This window comes from Bacillus sp. FSL E2-8887 (assembly GCF_038007205.1).
Classification (GTDB): Bacteria; Bacillota; Bacilli; order Bacillales; family Bacillaceae_G; genus Bacillus_A; species Bacillus_A mycoides.
Genome location: NZ_JBBOWS010000001.1, coordinates 2,757,205 through 2,782,460, shown reverse-complemented (window position 1 = coordinate 2,782,460; position 25,256 = coordinate 2,757,205). Strand labels below are relative to the sequence as shown.

18 protein-coding genes and 5 pseudogenes are annotated in these 25,256 nt (G+C 33.4%); 21 read left to right on the top strand and 2 right to left on the bottom strand.

The window, feature by feature from the left end:
* Window positions 1–144 precede the first annotated feature (144 nt).
* The 10 genes and pseudogenes from NSQ08_RS14045 to NSQ08_RS14000 all read left to right on the top strand — a co-directional run bounded on the left by NSQ08_RS14045 (window position 145) and on the right by NSQ08_RS14000 (window position 11,075).
* Window positions 145–1,028, top strand: a pseudogene (locus NSQ08_RS14045) (alpha/beta fold hydrolase).
* 243 nt (window positions 1,029–1,271) lie between these two features.
* Complete coding sequence (locus NSQ08_RS14040; protein ID WP_001176332.1) at window positions 1,272–1,547, top strand: hypothetical protein; 276 nt, start codon at window positions 1,272–1,274, stop codon at window positions 1,545–1,547.
* A gap of 1,029 nt (window positions 1,548–2,576) precedes the next feature.
* Entirely contained in the window at window positions 2,577–3,707 is a 1,131-nt protein-coding gene (locus tag NSQ08_RS14035; protein WP_340775980.1) for an RNA-guided endonuclease InsQ/TnpB family protein, read from the top strand.
* Window positions 3,708–3,865: 158 nt separating this feature from the next.
* Window positions 3,866–4,777, top strand: coding sequence for a 1,4-dihydroxy-2-naphthoate polyprenyltransferase (menA, locus tag NSQ08_RS14030; RefSeq protein WP_340775977.1), 912 nt, complete (start codon window positions 3,866–3,868; stop codon window positions 4,775–4,777).
* A gap of 279 nt (window positions 4,778–5,056) precedes the next feature.
* Window positions 5,057–5,383, top strand: a complete 327-nt coding sequence (locus NSQ08_RS14025) for a hypothetical protein (RefSeq protein ID WP_002013624.1) — start codon at window positions 5,057–5,059, stop codon at window positions 5,381–5,383.
* 312 nt (window positions 5,384–5,695) lie between these two features.
* A pseudogene (locus tag NSQ08_RS14020) lies at window positions 5,696–6,382 on the top strand (response regulator transcription factor).
* On the top strand, window positions 6,379–8,163 hold the full coding sequence (locus NSQ08_RS14015; protein ID WP_340775973.1) for a sensor histidine kinase: 1,785 nt from the start codon (window positions 6,379–6,381) through the stop codon (window positions 8,161–8,163). Before NSQ08_RS14020 ends, NSQ08_RS14015 begins: the two are co-directional and overlap by 4 nt.
* Before the next feature lie 126 nt (window positions 8,164–8,289).
* Complete coding sequence (locus NSQ08_RS14010) at window positions 8,290–8,973, top strand: N-acetylmuramoyl-L-alanine amidase family protein (protein WP_340775971.1); 684 nt, start codon at window positions 8,290–8,292, stop codon at window positions 8,971–8,973.
* 275 nt (window positions 8,974–9,248) lie between these two features.
* Window positions 9,249–10,091: a polysaccharide deacetylase family protein gene (locus NSQ08_RS14005; protein WP_340775969.1), complete on the top strand. Its 843-nt coding sequence runs from the start codon at window positions 9,249–9,251 to the stop codon at window positions 10,089–10,091.
* Between the two features lie 273 nt (window positions 10,092–10,364).
* A complete protein-coding gene (locus NSQ08_RS14000) occupies window positions 10,365–11,075 on the top strand; it encodes an alpha/beta hydrolase (protein ID WP_040963098.1) in 711 nt (236 codons plus the stop codon).
* A gap of 115 nt (window positions 11,076–11,190) precedes the next feature.
* Here the strand turns inward: NSQ08_RS14000 and NSQ08_RS13995 are convergent, their stop codons facing one another.
* On the bottom strand, window positions 11,191–11,556 hold the full coding sequence (locus tag NSQ08_RS13995) for a YxeA family protein (protein WP_340775964.1): 366 nt from the start codon (window positions 11,554–11,556) through the stop codon (window positions 11,191–11,193).
* A gap of 578 nt (window positions 11,557–12,134) precedes the next feature.
* Here NSQ08_RS13995 and NSQ08_RS13990 point away from each other — a divergent pair.
* On the top strand, window positions 12,135–13,673 hold the full coding sequence (locus NSQ08_RS13990; protein ID WP_340775960.1) for an alpha/beta hydrolase: 1,539 nt from the start codon (window positions 12,135–12,137) through the stop codon (window positions 13,671–13,673).
* Between the two features lie 118 nt (window positions 13,674–13,791).
* On the opposite strand, the gene NSQ08_RS13985 is transcribed toward NSQ08_RS13990, so the two are convergent.
* The gene (locus tag NSQ08_RS13985; protein ID WP_080784555.1) at window positions 13,792–13,947 is read right to left on the bottom strand and encodes an acyl dehydratase; all 156 of its coding nucleotides are present in this window, start codon (window positions 13,945–13,947) and stop codon (window positions 13,792–13,794) included.
* 111 nt (window positions 13,948–14,058) lie between these two features.
* Here NSQ08_RS13985 and NSQ08_RS13980 point away from each other — a divergent pair, with 111 nt between their 5' ends.
* From NSQ08_RS13980 to NSQ08_RS13935, 10 genes and pseudogenes are all read left to right on the top strand, one after another.
* On the top strand, window positions 14,059–14,445 hold the full coding sequence (locus tag NSQ08_RS13980) for a general stress protein (RefSeq protein WP_061688574.1): 387 nt from the start codon (window positions 14,059–14,061) through the stop codon (window positions 14,443–14,445).
* Between the two features lie 123 nt (window positions 14,446–14,568).
* The gene (locus NSQ08_RS13975) at window positions 14,569–14,970 is read left to right on the top strand and encodes a peptidase U61 (RefSeq protein ID WP_340775951.1); all 402 of its coding nucleotides are present in this window, start codon (window positions 14,569–14,571) and stop codon (window positions 14,968–14,970) included.
* Window positions 14,971–15,005: 35 nt separating this feature from the next.
* Complete coding sequence (locus NSQ08_RS13970) at window positions 15,006–16,031, top strand: ParM/StbA family protein (protein WP_256486076.1); 1,026 nt, start codon at window positions 15,006–15,008, stop codon at window positions 16,029–16,031.
* 305 nt (window positions 16,032–16,336) lie between these two features.
* The gene (locus NSQ08_RS13965) at window positions 16,337–17,287 is read left to right on the top strand and encodes a magnesium transporter CorA family protein (RefSeq protein WP_256486078.1); all 951 of its coding nucleotides are present in this window, start codon (window positions 16,337–16,339) and stop codon (window positions 17,285–17,287) included.
* A gap of 540 nt (window positions 17,288–17,827) precedes the next feature.
* Window positions 17,828–19,417: a bifunctional metallophosphatase/5'-nucleotidase gene (locus tag NSQ08_RS13960; protein WP_159146827.1), complete on the top strand. Its 1,590-nt coding sequence runs from the start codon at window positions 17,828–17,830 to the stop codon at window positions 19,415–19,417.
* Between the two features lie 100 nt (window positions 19,418–19,517).
* A pseudogene (locus tag NSQ08_RS13955) lies at window positions 19,518–19,796 on the top strand (erythromycin esterase family protein); the annotation flags it as partial.
* 478 nt (window positions 19,797–20,274) lie between these two features.
* On the top strand, window positions 20,275–21,432 hold the full coding sequence (locus NSQ08_RS13950; RefSeq protein ID WP_340775939.1) for a serine hydrolase domain-containing protein: 1,158 nt from the start codon (window positions 20,275–20,277) through the stop codon (window positions 21,430–21,432).
* A gap of 832 nt (window positions 21,433–22,264) precedes the next feature.
* A pseudogene (locus NSQ08_RS13945) lies at window positions 22,265–23,239 on the top strand (Y-family DNA polymerase); the annotation flags it as partial.
* A gap of 247 nt (window positions 23,240–23,486) precedes the next feature.
* Window positions 23,487–24,600: pseudogene (locus NSQ08_RS13940) on the top strand (RNA-guided endonuclease TnpB family protein).
* Window positions 24,601–24,892: 292 nt separating this feature from the next.
* Entirely contained in the window at window positions 24,893–25,144 is a 252-nt protein-coding gene (locus NSQ08_RS13935) for a YolD-like family protein (RefSeq protein WP_157404380.1), read from the top strand.
* Window positions 25,145–25,256: the final 112 nt, after the last annotated feature.

Sequence of the window (25,256 nt, the reverse complement as noted above, 5' to 3'; positions counted from 1 at the left end):
GCGCTTTCAAATAGAGTTAACTCTAGTATTCTATAAAATCATTTACGAAAAAGGGATTTGGATAATTTTGCCGAATTTATTCATTTAGAAAAAACGATTTTGCATACAAACTAATTTATATTTGATAATTAGAGGAGATTAAAAATGAATCACTTTTTTGTAGAATTTGGCGAATATGAAGCAAGTGTTTGTGAATGGGGGATAAAAGAAATCCTCAAATCATTTGTTTTCATGGTTTAGGAAGTACAAAATTAAGTTTTATAGAAATAGCGCAGCTTTTACAGGATAAATGTCATATTGTATCGTTTGATCTACCTGGACATGGGAAAACACCAAGTTTTGGGAAGGATGAAGATTACGGTGCATCCCATTTAACAAATTGGGTAGTAGCATTACTTGAGCAGATAGGAAAAGACACATTTCATATAGTAGCACATTCATGGGGAGCAAGCGTTGCGCTTCACTATGCAGCAGAATGTACAGAAAAAGTGAATAAGATGGTTTTGTTAGATGGTGGTTATCATCATGGTAAAATGAATGCAGATTATTTTGCGAAGCTATACAAAGATGCGAAAGAAGGAGAGTGTCCACCGCGATCATTAGAAGAAGAAATCACCCATTACGAGAAAAATTTTGATGAATATACTTTTGACAATAAAGAAGCATTCATCCAATCAGAAGAAATGGTTTACAGCAGGTGGTCACCATTAATAGAACGTGCGGTTTATGACTTAATGCGAGAAGAAGATAATAAAGTGAAGTGGCATGCTACTGGCGATACCGCTAGAAGTGTAATTAAGTTTCAATATACGGTGTATAAAACGTTGAAATCGCATAAAATTAAAAACGATATTTTGTTATTGTATTGTGATCTGCCACATAATTATTTAGAAATAAGAGAATTGCAAATTGCGGAATTTAGGAAGCATATTGATATTACGACTAAGCTTTATACAGATACAGGGCACTTAATGCATTGGGATAGACCGGAAGAGATTGCTGCGGATGTTTTAAATTGGTTCATATAAAGAAGGTCCGTTGTTCGAATTTGAGCAACGGACTTTCTTGATACGTTACCTGAAAAAGAAACTAGTATCTCTAAACTAGAGGAAAGTAAAAAATAAAGAAAAGAGGTTGCCTAAAAGTAACTATTTAGCGACTTTTGGGACAACCTCTTCTTTTGGTTGTGGATTTTCAAGAAAATTTAGAATAAAATAAAAATATAGCCGCCTACCTATTATTCACTAATGAAAAGAAAAGAGGCTAGCGAAATGCAATTGAAGTATGGGAAGCACATTAATATATTATCTATTGTTCTAACTTTGTTCTCTTTTTCTGTAATTGTAAGTTTCTCTACCTGGTTGAGTGGATATTCAATTCCCAACCTTTCTACAATGCTTAAGGTAACAATGTTGAGTGCATTTATTCTTGGAATTATAGGGTTTAGACAAGAGAAAAGCGCACTAGCGATTATAATTATGGGAATATGTGCCTTTGCTCTAGTCGTTCTATATACTTATGCGGTTATAAGTTTTCTTGAGCATTAAGCACCATAAAAAAGAAACGAACATATATGTTCGTTTCTTTTTTTGGGATGATTATTATAAAATAGCCTCTTCTAATGATTGAGTGCTGAATCCAAGAATTAATTTTTGAATGTTATTTTCATGATCTTTTACAATGATATATGGAACGCCCTGTACGTTAAAGGATTCAAACTCTTCTTTTTCTTCTGGGGTATTAGGGGTACCCCCATATTAGAAAAAAATATATTTTGATGCAAATTTATGGTGTAAGCAAGAGCATGAAAGTTCTATCGCCAATTCTTTTTTTGATATAATAGATGTGAAGCAGGAAATAGATAGAAAGATACTGCTAGTAATTTATACTTAAATGTAGGGTAACTAACTGTTACGATTTATTTAACCAATTATAACGAAAGTTAATTAAATATATCAGTAAGCCCTGCTAGTCCAGTGATTGGCTAGTAGTGAGGGTTAACTGCGGGCAATCCCTAAAGCTGATTGAACTACAACGTGGCTAGAAATAGCGAGCGTGAATGTTGCGAAAGCAGAAAAAATCAATCAGATGGTGTAAGGTTAAATCCTAAACACTAGAACAATGGGTCTTCCGCCTCGAATCATCTAAGTCAAAATGGATAAGATGAACGTTCAACGACTATCTCGTATAACTGACGAGAGTACATCACAAGCCTATGGTGGTGGAAAAATCCTCTATCTCTAAAGAGATAAACATATAGTCTGCGCTCATGTGAAAATATGAGAAGTTCATAAGAGAACTGGCTAAGGAATTGCGCCCTTAGTTGAACGAGATAAATTTAATTAAATCTATCAAATCCCATTGAAGCTACCGAACCTATGCATTGTGGTAAATTCAATGGGGTGAGAATATTAATGAAATTTTCACGAGTTAGTCAAGTATCGGAATTAACAGGTTTGTATCCTAGTAGTCTTAGGAGAATGCTGATGGAACACGCTACAATTCAGAAGAATCAATCTTTCATTATCTAAAAGATGAGTGCCCGAATAATCGCACAGTAAAGGAGTTAAATTCTGATGATATTGGCGAAGAAAGTCAGACTGATTCCAACGCCTGAACAAGAACAAGTGCTTAGAAACCATGCTGGTGCTGCAAGATTCGCTTATAACTATTGTAAAAGAATGAGTGATAGATACTATAAGCTATTTGGAAAATCTGTTTCACAGTTAGCTTTACAGAAACGATTTACAAAGATCAAGAAGCGAAAGAGATATGAGTGGTTAAATAACATCAACGCACAAGTTCCTAAACAGGCTTCAAAAGATTTTGATAAGGCGAGGAAAAATTCGTTCAAAAAGTACAAAAATGGTTCTCACACTTCTTATAAATCAAAAAAAGATTTAATTCAAGGATTTTATGCCAATTATGAAAGACTGATTATAGGAAAGAAAGTAGTTCATATTCAGTCCATTGGAGAAGTGAAAACAAGCCAACAACTACCAAGAAACAAAAAACCATCCAATCCAAGAGTTACATTTGACGGTCGTCACTGGTGGATTAGTGTAGGATTCCAAGAAGACTTTGAATTACAAGCACTAACCAATGAGTCGATTGGTGTGGATGTTGGTTTAAAAGAGCTGTTTGTAGCTTCTAATGGTATGAAAGAACGAAATATAAACAAAGATGCCAAGGTTAAAAAGCTTTTGAAAAGGAAAAAGTCAGCACAAAGAGATATGTCTAGGAGATTTAAAAATGGTGTAAAAATTCAGTCTGCCGGATATGAAAAAGCTAAAACTGAGCATCTGCGGTTATCTAGGAAAATTACGAATATCCGAATTAACCATATCCATCAAGCAACAGCTAAATTGGTGAAAACCAAACCAATGAGGATCGTTGTGGAAGACTTACCTATCTCAAACCTGTTAAAAAACAAAAAACTATCGAAAGCATTTTCATTTCAAAAATTACACTTCTTCTTTCAATGTTTGTCATACAAGTGCGAGAAGTATGGCATTGAGTATGTAAAAGCTGATAAATGGTTCGCCTCAAGCAAGATTTGCTCATGTTGCGGAGTAAAATACGACCATTCAGTTCAACCAGAAGGACAGTGGAGTTTAAAAATACGTGAGTGGCGTTGTGTTGGGTGCAATAGCCACCACGATAGAGATTTAAATGCTTCGATAAATTTATCAAGATGGGTAAAATAAATGCTTGATAATAGGAGGTAACGATACTGCCTCGTGTGGAGTGTTATACCCCTCGTCCCTTCGGGGTTGCGAGAACACGATGAAGCACTAACTCGTGTAAATTTGATTGAATTGTATAGATTTAGTTAAGTTTATCGTATCGGAGATTGAACAGAGTTATGGGGAATGAAAAAGAAATTAGTTCCGCTAAATTAATATGGAAGATGACGCGCCCACATACATTAACGGCGACGTTTTCTCCTGTAATTTTAGGGACAGTGGCATCACTTTACGTTGCCGAAATTCATTGGCTTTTATTTATTGCGATGATGAGTGCATGTTTAGCGTTGCAAATAGCAACAAATTTATTTAATGAGTATTATGATTTCAAACGTGGATTAGATACCGCTGATTCTGTTGGAATTGGTGGTGGAATTGTCCGTCATGGATTGAAGCCAAAAAATGTATTAACAGTTGCGCTTTTATTGTATGTGGTAGCAGCATTTATTGGCATTTATATTTGTATGAATAGCAGCTGGTGGTTAGTCGTTATTGGTTTAATTGGGATGGCGGTTGGCTACTTATATACAGGTGGTCCATTACCAATTGCGTACACTCCATTTGGAGAATTAGTTTCTGGACTGTTAATGGGGACATGTTTTGTACTTATTGCTTTCTTTATTCAAACGAATACGATAACGATTGAAAGTGTATTGATTTCCATTCCAATTGGAATTTTAGTAGGTGCAATTAACATGTCGAATAACATCCGAGATATCGAAGAAGATATTAAAGGTGGAAGAAAGACGTTGGTAATCCTCCTTGGGAGAGAAAAAGCAGTGGTAACACTAGCTGTAGCCTTTTTCATTGCTTATTTATGGATCGCGGCGATTGTATTAATGGGTTATATAAGCCCTTGGGCATTAGTTATGTTCCTAGGTTTGAAAAAGCCAATCTCTGCAATTCAAAGTTTCCAAAAAGGAGCAAAGGATCCCGGATATATGCGCATCGCAATGAAATCAACAGCGATGACAAATACGATTTTCGGCTTCTTATTATCAGCAGGATTGTTAATTAGTTACTTGTTTTAAATAAAAAAATAACTTAACCCCGATTTCTCGATTTTAATATAGAGAAATTGGGGTTTTTATTTTTGTATTTCTTTAATAATGATCAAACTCTTTTATAAATCTACATTATGTAATAGATTAGTTGAGATAAAGATCAGGATAGTGAGAGGAATGCTTTTTATATTTGTCTAAAGTTGTAGATATTTTCAATAAATAAATAATAAAATACAATATTTTTTTATTGAAAAACGATAAATGTTATGTTAGTCTTTAAAAAAAGATAGACAAGGATGAAGAAGAATGAAAAAAATATTTTTAGTTGGACTTTCTACCATAACTTTAATTATTATTGGTTTTGTCTCTTACATTACATTAACAACGAAAGATCCATTAAGTGACAAAGAATTTCCAAAAACTCAAGAAAAAGCAAAGGCAACTGCTATTGAATATTTTCAAAAAGAAAAACAGTTAGATGTTGTTATAACTAAAGTTGGAGTAGTGGGAGAAATAGGATATAAAGTTTGGATCGAAGGGCATGAGCTGAATAATGAACAACAAAAAATTGATGCAATTATAGATGTTGCAAAAGAAGATAAATATAAAGTAATAAGTTCTAATATCAATTAAATATCAAGTATTACGTATAATTGATATTACCTTATAATTCTACCTTTAATATGAAAAAACGCTATCCTGTTTGTAGAAATATACAGAAAGGATGGCGTTTTTGTATGGATCTTTCGATTCAAGATGAGTTTCATTATTTGCTGAAGAATTACAGTTATCTCTGCATTTTATCTTTATATCAGCATGCTATTATCTTGATATAACTATGTTGCATTTAGTAGTGACAGAAATAGTGAAAGATTTCTAATTGGTTAAAATATAAAATGAACTATTTCTTCATAAAAATAAAATTAATCGTGGGGAAGATGAAATATGCAAAGAACAATTTTAATTGTAGAAGATGAAGATATTTTACGTGAAATAATGAAGGATTACCTACTAAACGAAGGATATAACGTCTTAGAGGCGATTGATGGGAAAGAAGCATTATCTATATTTGAAGAACATGAGGTACATTTAATTATTTTAGACATTATGTTACCGGAATTAGATGGTTGGGCGGTCTGCCGGCGAATTCGTAAGAAATCTAATGTACCTATTATTATGCTAACGGCTCGGGTGGATGAAGATGATACTTTACTGGGATTTGAAATGGGAGCGGATGACTATGTTACAAAACCATAAAGTCATCCTATTTTATTGGCAAGGGCAAAACGATTAATTGAAAGCCGATATTCTTCCACTATTAATGTATCTACTGCAGACACATTAACTAGTAGTGGTATCCATGTACATTTCCCTTCTCGTACAGTAACTGTAGATGGGGAAGACATAAGTATGACACATACAGAATTTGAAATATTAACGTATTTCATGCAAAATCAAGGGATTGTAATTTCGAGAGAACAACTAATCACTAAAATTTGGGGTTATGAATTCGCTGGGGATGATCGTACTGTTAATAGTCATATCCGTAATTTGCGTCATAAATTAGGGCAAAAAGCGACTTGTATTGTAACCGTTGTTAGAACTGGGTATAAATTTGAGGGACAGGTATGAAAAAAGGAATTGTATTAAAGTTATTTATATTAACAACGGCATTATGCACACTTATTTTAGTGACTATTTTTATTGGACAAACCATATTTTTTAAGCAATATTATTCGAATCGAAAAGTTAATGATATTAAAACGAATATTCAATCCTTTGAAAAGGCATATATAAAAGCTGGAGATGACGTGAAAAGGATTCAAGAGTTGGAACAAAATTTCTTTCAAGATAATGCGACATGGATTACAACGTTAGATAGTGTAGGGAATATAAAATATGCAAGGGATTTTTCTTTAGAAATTCAGTTAGATCCTAACGGAAATAACACCTTTTCTGAACGTTTAATTCAGATACCGTTGTATAGTTTTGTTAATTTAGAAGATATACAAAGGATAAAAGATAGTTTAGAACAGGGGAATCATATTATTATCGATGGAGTGCAGGAAGGTGATGCAGTAGTCCCTGCGATGTTAACAATAAAAGAGAAGAATGTTGGGCTAGGGAACAAGCAATTGTCAGAGAAGTTATATGGCCCAAAAATCGCATCTTCAAAAGGAAATTCACAGTTATATTTAGCAGGAAGTATTAAGAACGTGCAGTTACCGGAGGGTACTGTAGGAACTAACTCTATTTATGGAAATCGTGTGTTAATAGATAGAATAAAACAATTTCAGGTTGATTTAATATTAAATCAAAAACCAAATAATATTACTTCTACAGAAATAGTGGACTATGAAGAAAATGATATTAAATATAAACTATTAATCAAACCAACAATAGATGCAGATGGTAAGGTGAATTATATATTTGCTATGACATCATTACAGCCAGTTGATGAAGCTGTGCAAATGATAAAGGATTATTATGTATATTTAATTATCTTTGTTTTGATTTTAATCGTTTTGATATCGTTCTATTATTCAAATAAAATTGCCAAACCACTATTACAAATAAATGATACTACAAAAAAAATCGCTGGTTTAGATTTCTCAGAGACAATACCTATTACTACAAAGGATGAAATAGGTGCTTTATCACAAAATATTAATACACTTTCTAAGGCTTTGCATTCGTATATTAATCAATTGCAGCAAGATATAGAGAAAGAAAAGCAATTAGAAAATACACGTAAAGAATTTATCGCGGGTGTTTCACATGAGTTAAAAACACCTTTAAGTATTATGAAGAGCTGTATTTCAATTTTGGAGGATGGTGTTGCTAGTAATAAAAAGGAGTATTACTTTAAAGCAATGTCAAAAGAAGTAGATAAAATGGATATGCTTATTATTGATATGCTGGAGTTAGCAAAATTCGAGTCTGGTACGTATAAAATGGAAATGGATGTTTTCCATATTGATGAGATGATTGATTATATATGTGAGCAATTAACCTCGGATATAACAGCTAAGCAATTACATGTGCATAAACAACTTTCTAAAATTGAGGTAGTCGCAAATCCACATCGAATAGAACAGGTGGTTACTAACTTTATTACGAATGCGATTCGTTACACACCGGAACATGAGAATATTATTATTTCTACAATAGAAGAAAATGAACGTGTAAAAGTATGTGTAGAAAATAAAGGGGCTCATATCGCGCCAGAACATGTAGAAAAAATATGGGATCGTTTTTATCGAGGGGATACGTCTCGTCAACGCTCCAAAGGCGGAACAGGATTGGGCCTTGCTATTTCAAAAAATATATTAGAACTGCATGGCGCAGAATATGGTGTTTTGAATACAGAAGATGGAGTATTATTTTTCTTCTATTTAAATAAAAACGTGTAGAATTTTCGTTCTACACGTTTTTATCATTTTTAAACAAAATCGACATTATCTGCATTTTATCTTTATCAACATTCATTACTATTTTCATTAGAAACGGAATGAAAAGTTGATAAGGAGATTGTTAAAATGAAAAAAAGAGCGATATTGCTTTTGTTTATTATATTAATAATGGGCACTGGCGCTAGTTTCATACATGCTAAGGGTCATAAAAATATATCACAAGAGGATTTACGATTAAGAGGAAAAACAATTGTAATTGATCCAGGGCATGGTGGAGGAGATAGAGGGACGAAAGGAAAGAAATTTGGAACGATTGAAAAAGAGCTTAATTTAAAAGTAGCACAAAATATAAAGAAAGAATTAGAAGAAAGAACGGATGCAAAAGTTATATTGACGCGTGAAAAAGATGCGAGTTTACTTTCAGAAACAAAACAAAAGGAAGAATTGCAAGCGCGTGTCAAAGTAGTGAAAGAACATGCGGCGGATCTTTATATTAGCATTCATCATGATGCTTTTGAGGATACAAATGTAAAAGGAATAACAACTCATTATGGATCTAATAAAAGGAAAGATAAAAAATTAGCTAAGATCGTACAAGAAGCTATTTTTGATCAAAATATAGACAGCCGAGATAGAGGCGTTCATGGCAGTGATTTTCTTGTCTTACGAGAAAATCCTTCTCCGGCTATCCTAATAGAATTAGGGTTTACATCTAATGCGAGTGATGAAAAAAGAATGAATTCAGAAGAATTCCAAGCAAAATCGCAAAAAGGAATTGTGGATGGCATTATTAATTATTTTACGATGTAATAAAATAGGCAAATAGAAAAATACTATTCTTTCTAAATCTTAATTAGGAAGAGTAGTATTTTTTATTTTGGGTGTATATCCAGTTTTTAAATTAAAAACAAATATTTTTCTAAAGAGTGGATGCAATAAGCTATTCTTTAACTGATTTCGACATTATCTGCATTTTATCTTTATCCATCTCTATTAATCTATTTATTGTAAACACCGGTTGAAACTAATGATTCAGCCTTATAAATAATGAATATGAAAATTAATAGGGAAAGGATCGAAAAATAATGAAAGAATCACAAAGTAAGAAAAAAACAAGTCGATTAACTAAGGTAATAATATCTCTAGGAGTTGTTTTAGCAACGACCTTTTTCACTTTCTTTTTAATTGGAAAATGGCACTCTATCCCAGCGAAGGGAGTAGCTAATGAAAGTAGTAAACAAGTTAATACGCAACAACAAGAAAAGAAAAAGGAAACATCACCAGCAAAACAAAAAAGACCTGATGGAAAACCGGTAGGAAAAGTTGTCTATTTAACATTTGATGACGGTCCTAGCGAATTGACTGGGAAATTTTTAGATGTACTAAAAGAGCAAAATGTTGCTTCGACATTTTTTATGCAAGGTAGTAATTTACAAAATACAGGTTTTCAGGAAAATGTAAAACGAGCAGTAAAAGAAGGACATTATATTGGTGCACATAGTATGACACATAATAGTGATAAGCTATACAAAAAGGGACAATTTGTACCAGAGATGAAAGAAACGTTAGATCTTATCCATAATATTACGGGCACAACTCCTAAACTAGTCCGTCCGCCATATGGATCTGCACCAGGATTAAAGGGTGAGGAAATTCGTAATCAAATTGTAGAAGCAGCAATAAAAGTTTGGGATTGGACAGTAGACTCAAATGATTGGAAATTAAAAGATAATCCAACTCAGATTATAGAAAATGTAAAAAAACAGACAACAGAAGAAGTAGAAGTTGTTTTAATGCATGAAAAGGCGCAAACATTACAAGCACTTCCTGACATTATTAAATTTTATAAAGAGCAAGGGTATGAATTTGGGGTATATAATGATGCGGATCATTTTCGTCTAAACTTCCAGAAAGATCAACGTCTATAGTGAACGTGGTTATCTTAACAAGGTGTTTTTTATTACTAAATCAATAACTAAGCCAAAAGCCGATTTCCTATAAGATAAGGAAATCGGCTTTTTCTTTATAAAATTTTACTTAGCTTATGAAGCTTACGTTTTAAAATAATATATTGAATTTATGTTAAAACGGCATTTCAGGGCTCGTATTATTTTTTCTAAACTTATTAGTTAAGATTATTCGACAATTATAGTAATAATAATTAAAGTATAGAATATACACATCTTAGGGAGGGCATATATGTGAAGAAGTGGATGAAAATTGTTCTGTACTCTTTACTAGGTATTTTACTTATGGGAAGTATTACTTTTTTTGTTTGGTCTCAGTTTACTTATAAACCAACGAAAGAGGCTTTGTCGTTAGTAGATGATAAAAAAGATGAAGATAATATAGTTTTTGGACAGAAAGATGCTAAAGTAGGGATTATTTTTTATCAAGGAGCTAAAGTAGAAGCTGAGGCTTATAGTTACTTAGGGGAAGCTCTTGCAAAAGATGGGCATTTTGTAGTGATGCCTAAGTTACCATTAAATTTAGCGATACTTGGAATCAATGTGGTAGACAGTGTGATTGAAAAGTATCCTGAAGTTCAAAAATGGTATGTTGCGGGGCATTCAATGGGGGGAGCTATGATTTCTAAGTATGCTTTTCAACATGAAGACAAGGTAGATGGGATCATTTTCTTAGGTTCGTATCCTGCAGAGGATTTCTCTACTAAATCGCTTCCGATGTTATCAATTTATGGGGAAGTAGATGCTTTAGCAACTGTAGAAAAAATAGAGAACAATAAAAAGTTAATGTCAAAGAATACAACTATGCACATGATAAAAGGCGGAAACCATGCTCATTTTGGCATGTATGGTGAGCAAAAAGGTGATAATGCGAGCTTAATTACGTCAAAAGCACAACGAGATGAAACAGTGAAAGTAATTGAAGAATGGTTATTAAAACAATGATAGCGAATGTAATAAATTTACCGAAAGGATTCTCCCATCTCAAGCATGTGTAGGAAGATAGCCTAACGGTAGGTGGGAGAGATAATAAAGAGCCAACTCGTACGAATTGGCTCTTTTATTTATTTGCTATCTCCAATTGGCCCCTTATTTTCTCCGGAATGTCCTTTTCAGAAATAATGTCGTAGGAATAGACATACTTACCTTTCACATGAATTTTTAAGTAAGTTTTTCTTATAAAATCATTAGGAGTGTTCGTTCCTACTTTATATTCCTTCTCATTCCTTAATTCATCAACACCTTTTAGCGAGTACATAGCTCTTCCTTTATGATGGTAATCTGGAACGCCATATTCCTCCGCGATAGCGTATACATTTTTTTCTTCAGCAATCGGATTAAATCTGTCTAAATCTCCGCGTAATATGAAAGGTAGTAAGTATATAGGGAGGCCTATTCCTAGTATGCAAATTATAAATTTCTTCATGACGTTTCTCCTCTTGTTCGTTTATATGATTTAGTATAGAAAAAAATTCTTATAAATATAGAGGGAAATTCCTTAAGGTTTTCTTAATAAAGTTTAACCGTGTGAAAAAAAGATTAACTTGAGCATTAAGCTTACGGAATGAATAGCCAAATAACCTGTTTTCTTTATTTTTTGATGGTAGGTTATTTGGTTTTATATTGGTATGAGTGAATTAAGAAATAAGTGGGATTTAGGAACTAGAATAAATTTATCTTACAGTAATAAGAGAATTATCTAAATAAATTATAGTGAGAACAATTAAAGAAAGCATCTAGTGGGGTGCTTTTTTCTTTTGGAATAGAGAATCCCATGGGTCAGTTACATGTAATTCAGCGCTGTGCTTCTAGGTCATTGGAAAATCCAATGATAAAAAAAGAGGGGGAAGGCGTTTTTTATTGAAGTTTGTTAATGATAGCTTTTTAACTTGTTAGGGGGGATCGTAAAATAGATTATTAATCTCTTTGATAATTTTTATTTTCCTTATAGTATTTGGCATACTGTATTAGAAATTTTTAATTTTGAAAGGAGAATCAATAATTATGGGTAAGAAAAAAAGAATAAGTAATAAATTATTACTTGTCAGTGCAATTTGTACAATAACAATTCCCTCAGTCTCATATGCGGAGAAAGTAATTTCACCTAAAAATTTTACGAGTTCTTCAAGTTTGTATGAGGGACGGAATACGGAAGTATTGAAAACAAGTTTATATCCTGATACATATAATAATCCGTTTAACCACCAATTTATTTCGAAATTAAAGGAAGCAAACACAAATATAAAAAAAGTAGACAATAGTGATGATGAAAATCCTATTATATCTACTACTCTTTCATTTATTCGCCATATGAATAGTGAAGATTATAAATCTGCATTTGATTTAACCTCAAGGTCATTACAGAAAATAATATCCAAAGAATGGTTGAAGAGCTATTGGGAGGGACTGCCAGTTCAATTACAAGCAGGTTCTTTTATAGAAATTGGAGAGGTTACACAAAAAGAGACAAATCCTGTTCATACAAATGTGGAGATTCAATTAGTTTTTGAACAAATGACTGTACCTTTACTAATAAAACTAGATCCATCTGGAAAAATAGACGATTTTCAACTCAGCATGTCGTTTAGTCCTGTTGCAGAGCGTCCATCATATAGTAAGCCTGAATCATTTGTTGATAAAGAAGTAGTAGTTGGAAGTGGTGCATTTCCATTACCAGGAACATTGTCTGTTCCAAAAGGAAAGGGTCCTTTCCCAGCGGTTATTCTTGTGCAAGGATCTGGAGCAACTGATCAGGATGAAACAGCGTTTGCTTTAAAACCATTTCGCGATTTAGCTGAAGGTCTTGCATCGAAGGGAATTGCTGTCCTTCGCTATAATAAACGAACATATGAACATGGGTTGAAAACACAATTCAGTCCCTTTTATACAGTTGATAAAGAGACAACAGATGATGCTCTTCTTGTAACTCAATTTCTTAAAAATGAGCCTCTAATAGATAAGAATCAAATTTATATTCTGGGTCATAGTCAAGGTGGAATGATGCTTCCGAAAATGATTGAAAAAGACCAAAATCAAAATATTGCTGGGGCAATTGTAATGGGAGGGCCAGCTCGTACGATCCAAGATGTTGTTTTAGATCAATTTGAGTACCTTTTTTCTATTGGAGCAATGAACCTAGAGGAATATAAATTCTACAAATCGCAATTTGAATTATTAAATGATCCCAATTTCTCTAGTCGGAATCCCCCAAAAGATTTTTACTTAGGATCAGCAGTATTTTGGGATTCTATCCGGAAAATTAAAGCAGCAGAAATGTCAAAAGAACAAAAGACACCGCTTCTTATTATTCAAGGAGAAAGAGACTATCAAGTTCAATCAAAAATCGAAATTCCTCTTTGGAAAGAACAATTAAAAGAACGAGATAACGTTGATTATCGACTATATCCAAAGTTAAATCATTTCTTTACAGAGGGTGATGGGGAAATAAGTAAGCCGGATGAATATTATAGTCCTGCTAATATACCTGAGTATGTTATAAATGATATTGCTGCTTGGGTGCAAGGAAGATCGCAATTAAATTAGCAACCATATGTTTTAATAAAGACTTTCTTTCTGTAATCAAAATAGAAACATTTTTATTAGGTTATATGTTTTTTAAAAGCACTCTTTGAAAAGGAGTGTTTTTATATTTTCCTTTGATTTAATTAACGAAAAAAATATCTTGTACTCCTTTTGTAACTTTTTCTAAATAGAAATTTTCTATAAAATAAGGGGCTTGCCTTCCAAACAAATCGTTATTTGTAACGCTTTTATTAAAGTAAAGTTCTCGTGACATCGCTTTGATATTCAAAAACATTAATAACCTATTGTATTAAGTTTTTTGAAAATTTAGGTTTAACATCTTTAAAATAGGTGTATTACATATTACATAACAACTAAATAAAAAATCTAAAGGAGGAAAGATACCATGCATAAGAATGAAAGAAAACCGGTGGTTCATGAATATCAAAATGAACAGGAAGTAGTTATGAAAGTAAAAGAGCTAGAATTGCAAGGGATTCGCCAAGATGACATTTATGTCTTAGCACATGAAAAACATCTAACAAAAAGGATTGCGGATGATACAAACACAAATACGATTGGAGTAAAAGAACAAGGATTGGGCACAAGTATTATCAACTTTTTCTCCAAAAAAGGGGACGAACTCCGAAATCAAATGGAAGAAATGGGGTTGTCGAAGGAGGAAGCTAACTTATATGAAGAAAAACTAGATCAAGGGAGAATTTTACTCCTAGTAACAGCTGAAACACAAATGGCGAGTGATAGGCAGCCGCAAAACTATCATTCCCTCTAATAGATTGCAACATCTGATAAATAGGTAAGGTAATGCTAATTTCCTATTTCAAGAAAAGATTGAAATAGACTATATTTTAGGCTGTAGCATTGAAGAAAATAAAAGTAGAGAAGGATGAGAAAAATGAAACATACAATATTTAAATATGCTTTGATTGGGATTACGACCGGAGTCATGGTTTCCCTATTAAAAAAAGAAAATCGGAAAGCTATACAAACAAAAGGAAAAAGCGTAAAAGACAAACTACAAGAAGGAAACATAAAGGAAACATTGGAGAAGGTAACTGAGACAAGTAAACAATTCTCTGTAACTGCAGCTAATGTTGCAAAACAAACATTACCACAACTGCTTACAGCCACACCAGTTGTCATTTCTACCATTAAAGATTTAACAAAAAACGAAAATAACAAAAAGAAAAAAGATGAAAAGGATTACGAAATAAATCAAAATAGTAAGGACATAGACGGGGAAAAAACGAAAAATGAAAAGAAATATATGAAAGAAGGGAAAGAAGAGAGTGCCTAGATTTAAGTCTAAAAAGAGAAAGTGAGGAAAAAAGTATGAAATCTCTGTATGCGATTGATGCAGGAATTGGCTTTACCAAGCGGGCATATCGACAGGATGTAGATTCTGAGATGACGATCAAGAGTGAAGCTTCCACACTAGCCCCTGTACCTAATCATGCTGAAAGTGAAGATTTAACAAAGGTAAGTTTTATAGACTTAGACTTTGCATACTACATGGGAAATGAAGCACATCAATCTGACGCTTCATTTCTTCCTCCATTTGACGAAGAAATAGAAAATTATTATGAAAGCGAACGGTTTAAACAACAAATATTTGGTTGCATTGCAAAGGATTATAAAGAAAATGTCGTGTTACCTTTAGTTGTTACCGGGCTTCCCGTCACTTGTTTTGGTAGTCAGCATGAGCAATTACAAAATGTATTAAAAAAAGAAACTTCCGTGCAAATTGATGGGAAATTTATTAATATTACGGTGGAAAATGCTTTGATTCTTCAGCAACCGGTCGCTTTACATGCCTATTTCTTAAAAGAGGGAATCATTCAGGAACGAGATCGTATCTTAATTATTGATGGTGGATTTCGTACATTAGAAATGACAGATATGAAACAGAATGTCATTTTAAATCATTATGAGACGGAACTAGGATGTAGCAAGCCTTTGAAAAATATTAAGAATATCCTGCAGAATCATGCGGGTGAAAGTAATCACTTGCATATTAACGACATCCCAAAAATATTAGAAAAAGGATATGGAGGTCGAGAAGAAAATTATCAGACAAGTCAGGTTAATACTTTGATTCAAAAAGAGTTGGATGCACACTTCCAAGACGTTATGCGTGTATTACAAGAACAATTTAAGTTAGACCAGTATGATACTATTATTTGGACAGGAGGAATAGTAGATATCCACAAAAAACGAATTGAAAAAATGCAAGGTGAAATCTCTTCTTTCCGTATGGTAGACGCTTCGAAAGAGGCTGCACTTCATGGATACTATATTATTGGAAGTCAAGTATTTGAGGACATCACCAATCAATCTGCATATGAATCCAAATTATAATAACGACCGAAATGGAGTTTGTTGAATAGAAGTACCAAATTATGTGGCTTCTTTTCCACATATAATAAATTCTTTATAAGAAAAGATAAAAAGTGCTTGTATAGAGGAAATGTTTAAAATTGAGAATAAAAATAGCTAATATATAGGGGGTCTTCCTTTTTACAGAATAAGACCTCCTATGCCATTTATTTTGTAATTTAGTTGATCTAAAAACTTTTCCTCCAAGACATGAATACCTACATACAAATTTCATATTACGGATATCATTTGATCAAACATAAGACTATTCAGAAAGGAAGAATAATATGGAATGCATAAAAATGCCGAAATGGAGTTGGTATCATGTGAGAACTAGTGAGCTTGAAAAACTTTCTTCTATAATCCCTCGTGATGTAACATCTTATTTCTCTCAATTTGTAAAGAAAATAAGTTCTCCTTGTGAAAATGGATTATATGTTTATACGTTATCACCAAGTCAAACTTGTGTATATGGTTCGTTTTTATATGATCAAGATAAAAAGGACGCCAAAATTCAAAACTTTCTTCATTATTTCGTAGCTCATGGAATACTGATAACGGTCCAGGAAAAAGAGGAAGAGGATTTCCAAAAATTAATACATAATTTCCCTATGGGTACAAAAAATTGTAATAGTTCCGCTGAAGGATTATGTGCTATCTTATCAATGTTTATATCTCACTATTTGCGGGAGGTTGACTATTTTGAAAACCATTTCAGAAATGTATTATGGGATTTTTATCATCATAATAACATAGCAGTTTTAGAAAAAATTTATCATATTCGTCATGAATTATTTATGAACACACATGTGTTTCGCTTAATACAAGAAGTGTTACAAGGCTTGGAGGAAGCTTGGTTAGAAAATATAACAAAAACTCTTTGTTATAAACAAACATACTTGAAATTAGAGCGTGGATTACAACTCGTTAAAGAGTACCAAGAAGAATTAGACACGATGATTCATTTACAAGAAGTTGTTTCTTCTCATCGTGGGAATGAAATTATGAAAGCTCTTACTGTATTAACTGCTGTAAGTACGCCTTTGACGGCCTTAGGAGCATTGTGGGGGATGAATTTTAAATATATGCCTGAACTAGAATGGAAATATAGCTATTTAATTGCTCTCTTATTTATTATTTTCACAACAGGAGGTATGTATATGTATATGCGATTCAAAGGATGGACAGGTGATTTGTTACGAGTAAAGAAAAAGAAATCTTTTTTTAAATCTAATTAATCCTGTTTATAAAAAATATGATAGATATTAACCTAGATATATGGTTAGTAATATTTATTAATGGGGGTAGTGCCATATCCCCATCAAGTTAAAGTTTTGATGTCCCCGCATTTAAAAAGATGCTCTTGGATAAATCCAGGAGCATCTTTTTAAATGCGGAGTAGTGCACCACTGTAATCAATTTAAAGAATCGAAATCTTCCATAACGAAATTTTTATTCATTTTTAAATGGTGATATCGAGATGTTAGGTTGATAAATCTCCATTAGTTTCGAATTGAATATTCTTCATGACAGCTAAAATGTATTGATTAGAGTTTTTTAGATCTCTTAGAAGTATTGTTATATTACTATCAAGATAATATTTTGAATAATCCTCAAAACAAAGAAATGTACATTTTCTTGAGGAAGAAATATTTTGTCAGAAAACAATAAAATCTTATTAATTTTTATAATTGGTAGAATTTTTATAGAAATAATTCTCTTAATATATTAAAATAACATTGTATTATGTCAGATTTTAATTAGGGGAGAGAAATTTTATGTTGAAAAAAATCATTCCAGTTGCTTTAGCATTAAGTACAGTTACTTTTACTAGTGTATTCGCTGTGCCTTCAGCCCAAGCAAGTACAGAACCAAACCGCTACATAGATGTACAAATGCTCGGTATTAACGATTTTCATGGGCAACTAGACACTGTAAAAAAAATTAACAATAAAGATGCAGGGGGAATTGAGTACTTAGGGGCTTATTTACGTGATCGTGAAAAACAAAATCCGAATACATTAAAGGTACATGCTGGCGATGTTGTTGGAGCAAGTACTCCTGTTTCAGCATTATTACAAGACGAACCTACGATTGAATTTCTAAATGATTTGAAATTCGATGTTGGAACCATAGGAAATCATGAATTTGATGAAGGTGTTGAGGAAATGAACCGCCTTATTTATGGTGGATACCATGAGAAAACAGGAAATTTTAAAGGAGCAAAATTCCCATATGTTGCCGCAAATTTCTATAATAAATCCACTGGTCGTTTATTTTTACCACCATTCACTATAAAAAAGGTACAAGGAGTTCCTGTTGGATTTATCGGAGTCGTAACAACGGATGTTCCAAACCTTGTTATGCCTACTATGCTAAAGAATGTAGAAATTACAGATGAAGTTGAAGCTATTAACAAATCCGTAAAGCAATTAAAAAAACTAGGCGTTAAATCTATCGTTGTTCTTGCGCATAACGGAGGTACAACAGATGGGAACGGCGTAACAAATGGTGATATCGTCCGATTAGCAAATGAGACTGATCAAGAAGTCGATGTTATTTTTGGTGGGCATAGCCACACCTATGTAAATGGAACTGTTAATAATAAACTTGTCGTACAAGCAAATTCTTATGGTATGGCTTTTGCTGATGTTGATGTAAAGATTGATCGTAAAACACAAGATATTGTTGAGAAAAAAGCAGAAATTGTTACAACTTACCATGAAGGCATGGAGCCTGATAAAAAAATAAAGAAGAAGATGGAGAAATATCAAGCAAAAATCGCACCTCTTGTCAATGAAGTTGTAGGTAAGTCTATTGCTCCACTAGATCGCAAACTCAATATGGCTGGTGAATCTACTCTTGGAAATTTAGTTGCTGATGCCCAGCGTACAACAATGCAATCCCAAATTGCACTTATGAATCCTGGTGGTATTCGTAATGACTTAGATGTTGGTGATATTACATGGGGAGAGATATATGGTATTCAACCATTCGGAAATCAATTAATAAAAGTAAATTTAACAGGTCAAGACATTCGTGATATTTTAAATCAACAATGGCAAAAAGACATAACAAGAATGCTTCAAATTTCAGGGATCCAATACACTTGGGATGCAAAAAAACCTAATGGAGAAAAAGTAACAAGTATTCGCTTAACAAATGGAGAAGAAATTATTCCTTCTAAAACTTACAGCGTCGTTGCTAACGCATTTCTAGCTTCAGGTGGAGATGGATTTGTATCCTTTAAAAACGGTAAAGATGCTGAAACAGGACCAACTGATTTTGAAGCATTAGTAGATTATATAAAAAAATCAAAAGAACCAATTCAGTCTATTATTGATGGAAGAATTCAAAAAATAAATTAGGTTTTTATTAATCTCAAAAACAAATAGATTACCTATACTTTTTCGTGTACAGGTAATCTATTTTTTGTGGGTTTGAAATAAAGTCTTACTGTGACTAATTAATAGTGACGGTGAATCTGGCCCCTATGGAACATTAAAATCAGATGATCCAAACAGTTATAACTACATCTTTGGACAAGTTAAAAAAGATCAATTTTTTATTGATTTACGCAAGGCGAACGGAGTGACAAAAACTTGGTTAAGCGAACAACATCCAATTTTCGCTGGGATAACTACCGAAGGGTCTGATATACCAAAAACTGTTGATATATCATTAGGGAAATCATTTGATATACTTGTTCAAATTCAAAAAGTGAGTCCATCTCAAGTGCATCAATAAAAGTAGAATCATATGTCTTAATGACAACGTGATAAGTGTTTCATATAGCAAGAAAAATAATCACATTAGAAAAAAATCAGCAATGTAACCTGTTAAGAGTAAAATGAATCTTCAATATTTAGAGTGTAAAAAAACACCGGAGCGACAAAAATCGGTGTTTTTTGTGCTTTCGGGCACAGATGCTACTTCAATCCTTTCATTATAGAAACGATTTTGAATGTAAGGAATTTGTAAGGGATAGGTAAGGAAAAAGAGATTTTCATTGTGTAGGATAAAAATATAAGGAGGCGTGAAGGGGGATAAGTACGGCCTACATATAAAACAATCAGTAACAAGAGTGTTTTGTGAAAATAATGAGTACAATGATTGCAAATGCATTGTTGCCTTTTCATCATTGGGGGAATTGATAGCTGTGTGGTTCGTATATGACACTGCTATCAACTATCTATACAATTTTAATAGAAGAGAGGAATGCTTTATGAAAACACGCAGTAAAATTACATGTGCAAGTCTAGCACTTTTAATAGCTGGAAGTTCCCTGTTATACATAACACCAGCCTCAATTGTAAAAGCAGAACCCGCGCAAAATGTATCTAGTTCGTTACAAACAAGTACGCAAAGCGATCGTACTTCCGTTAAGAAAGCAATGCGAGATACACTGCAACTTGGATACCCGGGAATACTCGCTCAAATTTCTAAGGGTGGTAAAACTTGGAGTTATACCGCTGGGGTAGCGGATCTGAGAACTAAGAAACCAATGAAAGCAGATTTTCGCTTTCGTATTGGCAGTGTGACGAAAACGTTCATTGCAACAGTTCTACTTCAATTATCTGGAGAGAACCGTTTGAATCTAGACGACTCCATTGAAAAATGGTTGCCTGGTGTCATTCAAGGAAACGGATATGATGGTAACCAGATTACAATCCGGCAAATATTGAATCATACAAGTGGTATTGCTGACTATATAAATTCAAAAGACTTTGATATTACGGATATAAAAAAATCGTATACGGCTGAAGAATTTGTAAAGATGGGGATTTCTCTTCCCCCAGACTTTGCTCCAGGGAAGGGTTGGTCTTATTCAAATACAGGATACGTAATACTAGGGATCCTTATTGAAAAAGTAACAGGAAACAGCTATGCGGAAGAGGTTGAAAATCGGATTATTGAACCGCTTGATTTGTCAAATACATTCCTACCTGGCAATTCAAGCGTGATTCCAGGCACCAAGCATGCCCGTGGCTATTTGCAACTAGACGGAGCAAGTGAGCTAAAAGACGTTACTTATATTAACCCAGGTAGCTCGGATGGAGATATGATTTCCACTGCTGACGACTTAAACAAATTCTTCTCTTACTTACTCAGTGGTAAATTACTGAAGGAACAGCAACTAAAAGAAATGCTTACTACAGTTCCTACAGAAAGAGAGGGAACTGGATATGGTCTTGGAATCCTTGAAATTAAGCTTCCGAACGGTGTCTCGGTATGGGGACACAGGGGTGCCGTTCCAGGGTTTTCCACTTTTGCTGGTGGAACACTTGGAGGCAAACATACATTTGCTATCAATTCGAACAGTTTAAATATTAATAATCCAGAATTTTTTAAAAATATTTTACTTGCTGAATTTAGCAAGTAAGCAAAAAGGAAAAACGGATAAATTTTGTCATTTGTAATTTCAATCGGAATGGATTACCGCTTGAAATGAGTATAGAGGGGATTAAGTATCTAGAAACAATCAAACCAATTATGAGAGGTGGCTAAGTAAAAGGATTGGTTTATACATTGGCCGATTAAAAGAGCAACAGATATAATGAGTGATTATTATGTATATACTATTGTATGGGTATTGTCACTAATTGTAAATTTGTATAAGGCGCGAAGTCTAATTTAAGACTTCGCATTTTTTGCTGTTTAACAGATTTTATTATGAAACTATTAAAATAGAAAAAGGAGAATGTAACTAGTTATGCGGATGAATCTTGGTACATGCGCTATATAGGAGATTTTGCTGAAAAAATATACAAGAAAAAATCAAAATTAGAAAAATATATGCATGAGAGACAAGAAAGCTGAAGTAAATTAAAAATCTTTGCTTTTTTGTTTTGGGAATAGTATTTTATTATCTTCACACATATAAGAAACAAAGGAATTTATCCCGCATTAACGGGCAGTAAGCCCCCCACCTCAAAATTCAGCGGAAGTAAAGAAGTTAGGTGGGGGCTGATTAAAGTTTCACTTTATATAAATTATGTTTTGATAATAAGGGTTTAATTGGTTTGTTTTAGTAGTTTTATACTTATGAGTTATTTGAAATTCTAGCGGTTTTGTATACATAGTTTTTCCCGCCTTAATTGATAGCGCATAGATATGACGGTTATTTTAACCAAAATTTTCATGGAAATACCTTTAAAAAGAACGTTAGTTCGTATATAATAAGAACAAATGTTCTTTCGTTAGGAGTGATAACCTTGTATGATTATTCTCTTTTACCGAATCGTATTATTTTATGTGTAGATCTTCGTAGCTTTTATGCAAGCGTGTCATGTATAAAAAAAGGACTTGATCCACGATATACAAAATTGGCTGTCGTAGGAGATGTAAACCGCAGTGGATCAATCGTATTAGCGGCAACACCGCCATTAAAAGCGTTAGGAATTAAGAAAATGGCACGGTTGTACGAAATACCGAAGCGGCCAGATATTATTATTGTGAATCCGATTATGCATACGTATATGAAATGTTCAAATTACATAACGGGCTTAGCTTTACAGTATGTTGCGCCGGAAGATTTTCATCAATATAGTATCGATGAGTTTTTCATGGATATGACTGCAAGTATTCATTTATTTGCGAGTAATCCGTGCGAATTCGCATTAAAGTTCAAGAGAGAAATATATGAACGTACACGGATCGAAAGTACGATTGGTATTGGTCCGAATTTATTATTGAGTAAAGTAGCGATGGATGTTGAGGCAAAAAAGAATAAAGATGGAATAGAACAGTGGACGTATGACGATATACCCGAGAAGTTATGGAGTATTAGACCGCTTTGGGGTATATCGTATAAAACTGAAATGAAATTGAATCGAAAAGCTATGCATACAATTGGAGAATTAGCTCAGTATCCTTTGAAATATTTAAAGCAATCTTTCGGTGTAATAGGGGAAGAATTACATCTACATAGTAACGGGATTGATTTTAGCAGAATAGCAGAGAAATACGTTCCAGCGACAACATCTATAGCGAAAAGCCAAATATTATTACGGGATTATTCGATAGAAGAGTTCATAGTTATTTTATTAGAGCATATAGAAGAAGTTTGTTACAGATTGAGAAGAGAAAAGAAATGCGCGCAAACGATCCATTTTTCAGTTGGATATAGCAAGGAATACGGCGGAGGAATAAAAAAAGCACATACGTTAAACAGAGCAACGAATTTAACGTATTATCCGAAAGAAGTCTCCTTCCTCAAGTGTGTGAAAGACGATAGTCTAGCGGTAGGTGGGAGATGAATTTCGACTTTGCGTAGCCAAACATTTGGTTTTCCTACTTATTTCACCTCTGATATAATCAGTCTTATAAGAAGTAAAGTTTGATATAACGATGAAATGAGATAATCATGTAGTGTTCAGGTTGTATGATCACCGTCATAGCTTATGGGAAATGAAGCGAAAAGTGAGGTGAATAGATATGACAAAGCAGAATAAAGCGTACAAATTTCGTCTGTATCCAACAGAAGAACAAGCGCATCTCATACGTAAAACGTTCGGGTGTGTACGCTTTGTGTATAATAAAATGCTGGCTGAGCGGAAAGAACTATACGAAACATACAAAGAGAACAAGGAAGAACTAAAGAAACAAAAATTCCCTACTCCTGCGAAATACAAAGTAGAGTATGAATGGTTGAAAGAAGTCGATTCATTAGCATTGGCCAACGCGCAATTAAACTTGCAAACTGCGTATAAGAATTTTTTTAGTGGTCAAAGTGATTTTCCTACATTCAAAAATAAAAAGAGTAGAAAATCCTATACAACGAATCGAGTAAACGGAAATATTATGTTATTTCATGGTTATATCAAATTACCAAAATTGAAAATGGTGAAACTGAAGCAACATAGAGAAATCCCGCCAAAACATATCATCAAATCGTGTACGATTTCGATGACACCTACTGGTAAATACTATGTGTCCATCTTGACTGAATATGAAAAAGAGATTGTGCAAAAAGAAGTACAAAGTGTAGTTGGATTAGACTTCGCAATGGCTGAATTGTATGTGAGTAGCGAAGATGAGAAAGCCAATTATCCTCGCTTTTATCGTCAGATGTTAGACAGATTAGCAAAGGCACAACGTGTATTGGCAAGACGTGTGAAAGGTTCAGAACGCTGGAATAAACAACGGATTTGTGTAGCGAAGTTGCATGAAAAGGTCGCCAATCAACGTAAAAATTTCCTTCACCACAAGTCTAAAGAATTAGCTACGAATTTTGACGTTGTAGCAATCGAAGACTTGCATATGAAAGGAATGTCACGAGTACTTAGATTTGGTAAGAGTGTAGCGGATAACGGTTGGCGGATTGTTCACGACGTTTTTAGCATATAAGCTACAAGAACAAGGAAAACAACTTGTAAAGATAGATAAATGGTTTCCTTCTACAAAGATGTGTAGTCGTTGTGGAAACAAAAAAGAAATGCCATTATGTGAACGCACGTATGCGTGTTCGTGTGGACTCACAATCAGTCGTGACTATAACGCAGCTATCAATATCAAAAAGGAAGCCATGCGGTTATTAGCATTGATATAAATCGTAAGAAATAACCTTTGGAACAAGGGAGTTAGCTCGGCTGTCCTAGGGCAAATTCGTTAGCTATCAAAAGTAACGATGAACCGAGAAGCCCCACTTCAAGTAAGCTCGTAAGAGATACTGAGTGGGGGGTAGTTCACCGATGGATATTTACAATGTTTGTACATATTTTTTATACGAGCGGCATACAGGAGAGCGGATTCGGTCAATAAGTATCTCATTAACAAATTTAATACATGAAGGGGAAGAGCAAATTTCACTTTTCGATAACATTATACAAAGAGAAAAAGAAATGATACAGGAGCAAACAAAAATCCCACGTCCAATTTTAACGCAAGATGCAAAAGAAAGGATTGAAAATAAGCTGTTAATTTCATATTTAGGTGAAGAAGAGATTTTACTTACATATTATAAAAATGGCTATCTATATAAAAATTACATAACAGTAGCTGATATAAATCCATTAAATAAGACGATTACTTGTACCGATGCTTTTCATAATCAAAGGATGTTTAAGTTTGGTGATGTAGTTGAAGTGAATTAGAGGGGAGAAATATCTCTTCCTAACTTAATTATATCATGTAAATCACGTTCGAAATAGACTGTTTATTCTTATTTACTACTGCTACAATCAAGAACACATGCACAGTAAGGAG